Raw genomic sequence first — 7839 nt, 5'->3', positions numbered from 1 at the left:
GGCTCCGATCGAGTTGCCGATAAAGACCGTGCCGTCTGCGAGCGCCAAGATGGCGGGCGGGAATGTTCCCTGAAGAGACAAAAGCACTGGGTTCTCCGGAATAGTTCGGGTACGCCTCAGCGCTCACAAGAGAACGTGTCTCTTTGGCTACTTTGTTCGAGGAATTTGCCTAAGTTTGAGCTGTGGCGTACAGGTTGATGCGGGAAAGCCTCTCATTATATCCGAGGCACTGGTTTTCCCCAGTGATTGCGCTCGATTTAACGCAAATGGCAGGTGGCGCTGGCGTGTAAACAGATCGCAGCAGCGGATGCCACATTGAGAGATTCTTCGCCACCCGGCTGGGCGATGCGCACATGCAGCGTTGCACGCTCAGCCAAAGCAGCAGAGACACCTTGCCCCTCATGACCCATCAGCCACGCACACGGCATCGGCAACTGAGCCTCAGCCAACAAGGTGTGTAGAAACGGGCCATGGTGAGAACTGGTGGCAAACCAAGGCATCTCTAAAGCATCCAAATCATCGCCACTCAAGCCCTCGACCAAATGCAGACCAAAGTGCGCCCCCATGCCTGCACGCAAAACTTTGGGCGACCACAACGCGGCAGAACCTTTGATGGCCAGCACTTGCTTGAATCCAAAAGCTGATGCACTACGCAAAATAGACCCCACATTGCCAGCGTCTTGCACGCGATCTAACACCACAGTGGGCAAGGTCAATCGCATGTCCAGCGAGGCAGGCGCAGTGAGGATGAAACCCATCTTGGCAGGCGACTCGAGGCTGCTGATTTCGGCAAACAGCGCATCGGGCAACACGGTGATGTGCGCAGCAGCCTGCACCCAGTCACGCGGTGCAGTGGCCCACAAGGATTCAGCAAATACCGCTTGCTCAGGTTTGATGCCACGGGTGAGCGCAGCGCGACACAGATGATCACCCTCTAGCCAGACGCGACCAAGTTTGCGGTAAGCCGTGCTGTCTTGCGACAAGCGGCGCAGTTCTTTGATCAAGGGGTTGTCACGCGAGGTGATCACATTCATCGCAACACCTCGGCCACGGGCGAAAAAGATTTGCGATGCCAGGGCGTTGCGCCATATTGTTTGAGTGCTTGCAAATGTGCCGCTGTGCCGTAGCCTTTATGGGCATCAAATCCATACTGAGGGTAATGCGAATGCAGCTCTAGGCACCAGCGGTCACGGTGTACTTTGGCCAAGATGGAGGCTGCAGAAATAGCTTGTACTTTGCTATCGCCTTTGACGATGGCTTCTGCCAACACATCGAGTACGGGCAAGCGGTTGCCATCCACCAACACTTTGGCGGGTTTCAAGCGCAAACCTTCTACTGCGCGGCGCATGGCCAACATCGTGGCTTGCAAAATATTGAGCGTGTCAATTTCTTCCACTGAGGCTTGGGCAATCGAACAGCACAAGGCCTTGGCACGAATGTCGTCGTACAAACGCTCGCGCCTCAGAGCGGTCAGTTTTTTGGAGTCGGCCAAGCCCGCAATGGGATTCAAGTCGTCCAAGATGACGGCAGCCGCCACAACAGGTCCAGCCAAGGGACCACGGCCCGCCTCATCCACACCTGCCATCAAGCCTGGGGCGTCCCAAATGAGTGCGACTTGTTCAGCGCGCAAGAACTTTTTCAATCGCATGTGCAGCCAAAAAGGGGGTGTCGCGGCGCAGCGTGTCGTGCAGCGCAGCAAAACGCTGTTGAACAGCAGCAGCAGCGCTTGGGTTAGCCAGCCAGTGAAGTACCGCATGTGCCAAAGCATCAGGCGTGGCGGCATCTTGCAACAACTCGGGCACCACAAATTCTTGGCAAAGAATATTGGGCAAACCCACCCATGGTTGCAACTTTTGGCGACGCATGATTTGCCAGCTGAGCCAATTCATGTTGTACGCAATCACCATGGGGCGCTTGAACAGTGCGGCCTCGAGCGTGGCAGTGCCGCTGGCAATCAGCGTGACATCGCAGGCCGCCAACGCAGTGTGTGATTGAGCGCTGAGCACCGTGAGATGGGGCACCCCGCCCACGTCCTTCACAATGGCTTCAATGCGCGCACGCAAAGCAGGCATGGCGGGCAGCACAAAGTGCAAGCCCGGTTGCAACTTGGCCATGCGCTGCGCTGCCTGCAAAAACCGCTGCGCCAAATACGCTATCTCAGAGCGGCGGCTGCCTGGTAGCAAAGCGACCACGGTGGCGTCTTGTGGCAAGCCAAGTTGCATGCGGGCTGCGGCACGGTCTGGCACATCAGGAATACTGTTGGCGATTGGATGGCCTACATAAGTGGCATCAATGCCGTGCTGGGCTAGCAAGTCTGCCTCGAACGGAAAAATGCACAAGACATGGTCCACGCTTTGGCGAATCTTGTCCACGCGGTCAGCCCGCCAGGCCCAAATCGAGGGGCAAACAAAATGAATGGTTGGAATGCCTTGTGCCTTGAGGTCACGCTCTAAATCGAGGTTGAAGTCTGGTGCATCAACACCAATAAAAGCGCTGGGCGGGTTGGCCAGCAAGCGTTGACGCAGTTGGTGGCGAATGCTCACAATTTCACGGTAGTGACGCAGCACTTCAACATAGCCCCGCACCGCAAGTTTTTCGTAAGGCCACCAAGACTTGAACCCAAGCGCCTCCATCTTGGGGCCGCCAATGCCTGCACTGCGCATCTCAGGCCACTTATCTCGCATGCCACCAAGCAATAGACTCGCCAGCAAATCGCCCGAGGCCTCGCCTGCGGCCAACGAGAAAGACAATGCCTCGGCCATAGGTTTTAGCGAATGATGCCGCGTTGCGGCGAGGTGTGGTTTAAGAAATCCAGCATCATGGCCACGTCAGCAGCCGCCTCTGGTTTTTCTTGGGTCAATTCAGCGATGCGCACTTTGGCTTGGTCTAAGGTTAAATCGTCGCGGTACAAAGCTTTGTGCATGGCCTTGACCGCACTGACGCGCTCGGCAGAAAAGCCGCGGCGACGCAAGCCTTCGAAATTCATAGAGCGAGGCTCAGCAGGCTGCCCCTGGCACATCACAAACGGCGGCACATCGGCAAACAAGAGCGAATGCATGGCCGTGAAACTATGTGCCCCGATGCGAACAAACTGATGCACCACGGTGAAGCCGCCCAAGATGACCCAATCACCCACATGCACATGACCTGCCAGTTGTGCGCTGTTGGCAAAGATGGTGTGGTCGCCGACCACGCAATCGTGGGCCAAATGGACGTAGGCCATGATCCAGTTGTCGTTACCGACTTGGGTCACACCTGTGTCACCGGGCGAACCAATGTTGAAAGTACAAAATTCACGGATGGTGTTGCGGTCACCAACCATCAGTTGGCACGGCTCACCCGCGTATTTTTTGTCTTGCGGAATGGCACCCAGCGAGTTGAACTGAAAAATACGGTTGTCGTTGCCAATCGTGGTGTGCCCCTCAATCACGCAATGTGGACCCACGCTGGTGCCGGCACCTATGCGCACATGAGGGCCAATGATGCTGTAAGGCCCCACCTGCACCGAGCTGTCGAGCTCGGCCTTGTGGTCAACAATGGCGGTGTGGTGAATCAGGCTCATCGTCTGCTGCTTCATGAATGGACTTGTGTGTCATTAGGCGATGGCGCGCATGGTGCACATCAAATCAGCTTCGGTCGCCACCACATCACCCACCTTGGCACGCGCTTTGAATTTGAAGATGCCAGCTTTCATTCGGTCGAGTTCAACCTCCAATATGAGCTGATCCCCAGGCTCCACAGGACGCTTGAAACGCGCGCCATCAATACCCGCAAAGTAATACACCGTCTTGTCATCGGGCGCCGCACCCAAGGTGTCAAACGCCAACAAAGCGGCGGCTTGCGCCAAGGCTTCCAAAATCAATACACCTGGCATGACTGGATGGTGCGGAAAATGACCACCAAAAAAAGGCTCGTTCATCGTCACATTCTTGAGCGCCCTGATACTTTTGCCTTTTTCCAATTCCAAGACGCGGTCAACCAACAAAAATGGATAACGATGCGGCAACTGCCTGAGAATTTGGTGGATATCCATGCTCATTTTTTTTGACTTTCTAAAACAGACTCAAGGCATTTGATGCGGTCGCGAAGGCGGTGTAATTGGCGCAAGGTAGCGGCATTTTTTTCCCATGAAGCATTGTCGTCGATGGGGAACACGCCGCTGTATTGACCGGGTTGGCGGATGGAACGCATCACCACCGAAGCGGCCGAAATGTGCACACCATCAGCCAACTCCAAATGGCCCAACACAATGGCACCGCCACCCACCGTGCAGTTGGCACCGATGCGCGCACTGCCCGCAACGCCCGCACAACCAGCCATGGCCGTATTGGCACCCACATGCACGTTGTGGCCGATTTGCACCAGGTTATCCAATTTAACGCCATCTTCAATGACGGTGTCATCCAAAGCGCCGCGATCGATACAACTGTTGGCACCAATTTCCACATCGTTGCCAATGCGCACAGCACCCAACTGCTCAATTTTTTCCCAGCGGCCTTCAAACAAAGCAAAGCCAAAACCATCAGCCCCAATCACCACGCCTGCATGCACGATACAGCGCTCACCCAGGTGACAGTCTTCACCCACCGTGATGCCCGATTTGAGCCAACTGTTGGCACCGATGTGGGCACCACGCTCGATCACACAAAGTGGGCCAATGCGTGCGGTGGCATGCACCTGAGCCAGCGGGTGAATCACAGCGCTGGCATGAACCAATGGCTCATCACTCACACGTGTGTGTTGACGCCACAGCTGCGTGAGACGCGCGAAGTAGTGATAAGGGTTGTCCACCACAATCAACGCCATACGCGCTTGAATGACAGCTGCCACCTCAGGCGACACAACCACGCAACCCGCCTGCGTGATGGCAAGTTGGGATTGGTATTTGGGATTGCTTAGAAAACTGAGCGCATCGGCTTGTGCGGTGTCAAGCGGCGCGAGTTTTTGAATCAGGTGATTGGGGTCACCTACGAGGCGACCTCCCAAACTTTCAACGATCTGGCCTAGACGCAGTGCCACGTCTACTTATTTAGCCGCGTTGATGACCTTGAGCACCTTGTCAGTGATGTCGTGCTTGGGGTTGATATAGACGGCTTCTTGCAAAACCAGATCGTATTTTTCAGCTTCAGCCACTTGCTTGATCACACGGTTAGCACGCTCAAGCACTTGTTGGAACTCTTCATTCTTACGGGCATTGAGCTCTTCTTGGAACTCTCGACGCTTGCGTTGAAAGTCTCGGTCTTGCTCGCCCAATTGCTTTTGGCGTGAAAGACGTTGTGACTCAGACAAAGTGGGGGCTTCACGCTCAAACTTTTCAACCGCAGTTTTTAAAGATTTCTCAGCATCCACCAAATCTTTTTCGCGTTTAGAAAACTCTTGTTCCAGCTTGGCTTGCGCTTGCTTGGCTGTGGTGGATTCTTTGAAAATACGGTCGGTATTGATAAATCCAATGCGAATTTCTTGAGCTTGAGCGCAGCAAGCTGCGAAGCCCAACACAAGCGCAACGAAAATTTGACGGGTAAACATAGTCATCAGAAAGAGGTCCCGATTTGGAATTGCAATTGTTGGATTCTATCGCCTGCGAATGAACGGATTGGACGCGCCCAAGCAAACCGCAAGGGGCCCATGGGTGAGACCCAGCTCAAACCGATACCGTAGGCACTACGCAACTGCCCGACGTCAATTTTTTCAAACTCTCCGTACACATTGCCCATGTCGTAAAAACCATAGAGACGCAGGGAGCGGTCGTTACCAGCTCCTGGAAAAGGCAAAAGGAACTCTGTATTGACTGTGACTTTTTTAGCGCCGCCAATGACTGGGCCTGTGATGTCGCGCGGTCCAAGTGTGCCTTGCTCAAACCCTCGCACCGAGCCTAAACCGCCCGAATAATAGTTTTTATAGAACGGCAAGGTTTGACCATTCAAGCCCTTGCCTATTCCCAAATCAGCATTGAATGCAAAGGTGTATTGTTTGGTAATAGGAAAGTACTGCTGGTACTGCCCGCCAAATTTGGCATAGCGCCCGTCACCGAACGCACCTAACTCACTGTTCAAACGAATGAACTTGCCGTTGTTGGGATTCAAGTAGCTGTCTCGGCTATCTCGCGCCCAGCCTGCTGTCACGGGCACGTTGGAAGCCACGCATCCAAACTGCTGACATAACTTGGCGTGTACCCCCAACATGTTGGTGCCAGGTACCAATTCGGTTTTTTCTGCTGCCGAGCCTAAAAAAATACGATCTAACTCACTAAATGGCAAACCAAAACGCACGCCGAGTCCAGAGGTGATCATGCGGTAGTTACCGCCCTGCTGCACATAGGGTTTGCTGGATCGGTGATAGAGCTCAAAGGTGCGTGAAATACCGTCTTCAGTGAAATAAGGATCGGTGGTGTTCAACACGTAGTATTGGTTGAACTTGCTGGTGCTGACCTGCAAACCAAGGTTGTGACCCGAACCAAACACGTTGTCTTGCTGGATACCAAAGGACAGAGACACTTTTTCTGCGCTGGAGAAACCGGCGCCCAAGGTCAACATACCCGTAGGCTTTTCCACCACATTGACATTCAAATCGACCTGATCTTGCGATGACGCAACTTCTTGGGTGTCTACATCCACCTCTTTGAAATACCCCAAACGGTTTACCCGATCGCGCGACAAGCGAATTTTTTCGCCGTCATACCAAGACGATTCGGTTTGGCGAAATTCACGGCGCACGATCTGGTCGCGTGTGCGGTTGTTGCCCACAATGTTGATGCGGCGCACATAAGCGCGACGTGCGGGGTCAGCCACCAACACCAGTTTCACGCGGTTGGTGGTGCGGTCAATTTCAGGACGCACCTCTGTTCGTGCAAAGGCAAATCCAAAATTACCAAAATACTCGTTAAAAGCTTTGGTGGTGCGTGTGACTTCATCGGCGTTATAGACTTTGCCTGCTTGAATTTCAATCAAGGATTTAAATTCATCGTCTTTGCCCAAGTAATAGCCGTCCATGACGACTTCAGACACCACAAAGCGATCTCCCTCTGTCACGTTGATGGTGATGCTGATGTCTTGCTTGTTGGGAGAAATCGCCACTTGCGTGGAGTCAATACGAAACTCCAAGTAACCCCGCGCCAAATACCAGGCACGCAAAGTCTCTAAATCGGCATTGAGTTTGGTGCGTGAATAACGATCGGACTTGGTGTACCAACTTAACCAGTTGCCTCTACCTTGATCGAACTGGTCCAGCAGTTTTGACTCGTCAAAGGCTTTGCTTCCCACCACACGCATCTCTTTGATCTTGGCCAAATCACCTTCGATCACAGTGAATGACAAATTCACGCGGTTTCTGTCAGCAGGGGTAATGGTGGTGATGATTTCCGCGCCATACAAACTGCGGTTGACATACTGACGCTTCAACTCTTGCTCAGCGCGGTCGGCTAAGGCTTTGTCAAACGGACGACCTTCTGCCAAACCAATGTCACGCAAAGCTTTGCGCAACACATCTTTTTCAAATTCCTTGGTGCCAATGAATTCAACTTGGGCGATGTTGGGGCGCTCCTCAACGATCAATACCAAAACATCACCGTTGACTTCAATGCGCACGTCTTTGAATAGACCGAGGGCAAACAAACTGCGAATGGCAGCGGCGCCTTTTTCGTCGGTGTAATCGTCACCCACACGAAACGGAATAGAGGCAAACACGGTGCCAGGCTCGACGCGCTGCAAACCTTCGACCCGGATGTCACGCACATTGAAAGGGTCTGCTGCCAGCACATTGAAAGTCATCAGGGTGGCCGCAATGAATGCAGCAGACTGAGCCAAAGTGGTGCGACGGAATTGTGAAAGTTGCATAGTCATG

8 protein-coding genes are annotated in these 7839 nt (G+C 53.6%); all 8 read right to left on the bottom strand.

Annotation, left to right across the window (positions count from 1 at the left end):
* Positions 1-257 precede the first annotated feature (257 nt).
* From V7Q41_RS12720 to bamA, 8 genes are read right to left on the bottom strand one after another with little or no spacing between them, the layout of a single operon-like run.
* Complete coding sequence (locus V7Q41_RS12720; RefSeq protein WP_333846299.1) at positions 258-1034, bottom strand: TrmH family RNA methyltransferase; 777 nt, start codon at positions 1032-1034, stop codon at positions 258-260.
* The gene (gene rnhB, locus V7Q41_RS12715) at positions 1031-1648 is read right to left on the bottom strand and encodes a ribonuclease HII (RefSeq protein ID WP_333846297.1); all 618 of its coding nucleotides are present in this window, start codon (positions 1646-1648) and stop codon (positions 1031-1033) included. Before rnhB ends, V7Q41_RS12720 begins: the two co-directional genes overlap by 4 nt.
* On the bottom strand, positions 1620-2762 hold the full coding sequence (gene lpxB / locus V7Q41_RS12710; RefSeq protein ID WP_333846295.1) for a lipid-A-disaccharide synthase: 1143 nt from the start codon (positions 2760-2762) through the stop codon (positions 1620-1622). Before lpxB ends, rnhB begins: the two co-directional genes overlap by 29 nt.
* Positions 2763-2767: 5 nt before the next feature.
* A complete protein-coding gene (lpxA, locus tag V7Q41_RS12705) occupies positions 2768-3562 on the bottom strand; it encodes an acyl-ACP--UDP-N-acetylglucosamine O-acyltransferase (RefSeq protein ID WP_333846302.1) in 795 nt (264 codons plus the stop codon).
* 33 nt (positions 3563-3595) lie between these two features.
* On the bottom strand, positions 3596-4033 hold the full coding sequence (gene fabZ / locus V7Q41_RS12700; protein ID WP_333846294.1) for a 3-hydroxyacyl-ACP dehydratase FabZ: 438 nt from the start codon (positions 4031-4033) through the stop codon (positions 3596-3598).
* A gap of 2 nt (positions 4034-4035) precedes the next feature.
* Complete coding sequence (gene lpxD, locus V7Q41_RS12695) at positions 4036-5019, bottom strand: UDP-3-O-(3-hydroxymyristoyl)glucosamine N-acyltransferase (protein WP_333846293.1); 984 nt, start codon at positions 5017-5019, stop codon at positions 4036-4038.
* Between the two features lie 6 nt (positions 5020-5025).
* Positions 5026-5532, bottom strand: coding sequence for an OmpH family outer membrane protein (locus V7Q41_RS12690; protein ID WP_333846292.1), 507 nt, complete (start codon positions 5530-5532; stop codon positions 5026-5028).
* On the bottom strand, positions 5532-7838 hold the full coding sequence (bamA, locus tag V7Q41_RS12685; protein WP_442918867.1) for an outer membrane protein assembly factor BamA: 2307 nt from the start codon (positions 7836-7838) through the stop codon (positions 5532-5534). The genes V7Q41_RS12690 and bamA overlap by 1 nt, the downstream gene beginning before the upstream one ends.
* Between the last annotated feature and the right edge of the window lies 1 nt (position 7839).

The organism is Limnohabitans sp., assembly GCF_036804465.1.
Taxonomy (GTDB): Bacteria; Pseudomonadota; Gammaproteobacteria; order Burkholderiales; family Burkholderiaceae_C; genus Limnohabitans.
Note: the sequence above shows the minus strand (reverse complement) of the source record. Positions and strands in the feature narration are given on the sequence as shown.

Bases quoted from the DNA above. Each gene is read 5' to 3' on its own strand.
- lpxA (WP_333846302.1), bottom strand. From the start codon at position 3,562: ATGAGCCTGATTCACCACACCGCCATTGTTGACCACAAGGCCGAGCTC.
- lpxB (WP_333846295.1), bottom strand. From the start codon at position 2,762: ATGGCCGAGGCATTGTCTTTCTCGTTGGCCGCAGGCGAGGCCTCGGGC.
- bamA (WP_442918867.1), bottom strand. From the start codon at position 7,838: ATGACTATGCAACTTTCACAATTCCGTCGCACCACTTTGGCTCAGTCT.
- fabZ (WP_333846294.1), bottom strand. From the start codon at position 4,033: ATGGATATCCACCAAATTCTCAGGCAGTTGCCGCATCGTTATCCATTT.
- V7Q41_RS12690 (WP_333846292.1), bottom strand. From the start codon at position 5,532: ATGACTATGTTTACCCGTCAAATTTTCGTTGCGCTTGTGTTGGGCTTC.
- rnhB (WP_333846297.1), bottom strand. From the start codon at position 1,648: ATGCGATTGAAAAAGTTCTTGCGCGCTGAACAAGTCGCACTCATTTGG.
- V7Q41_RS12720 (WP_333846299.1), bottom strand. From the start codon at position 1,034: ATGAATGTGATCACCTCGCGTGACAACCCCTTGATCAAAGAACTGCGC.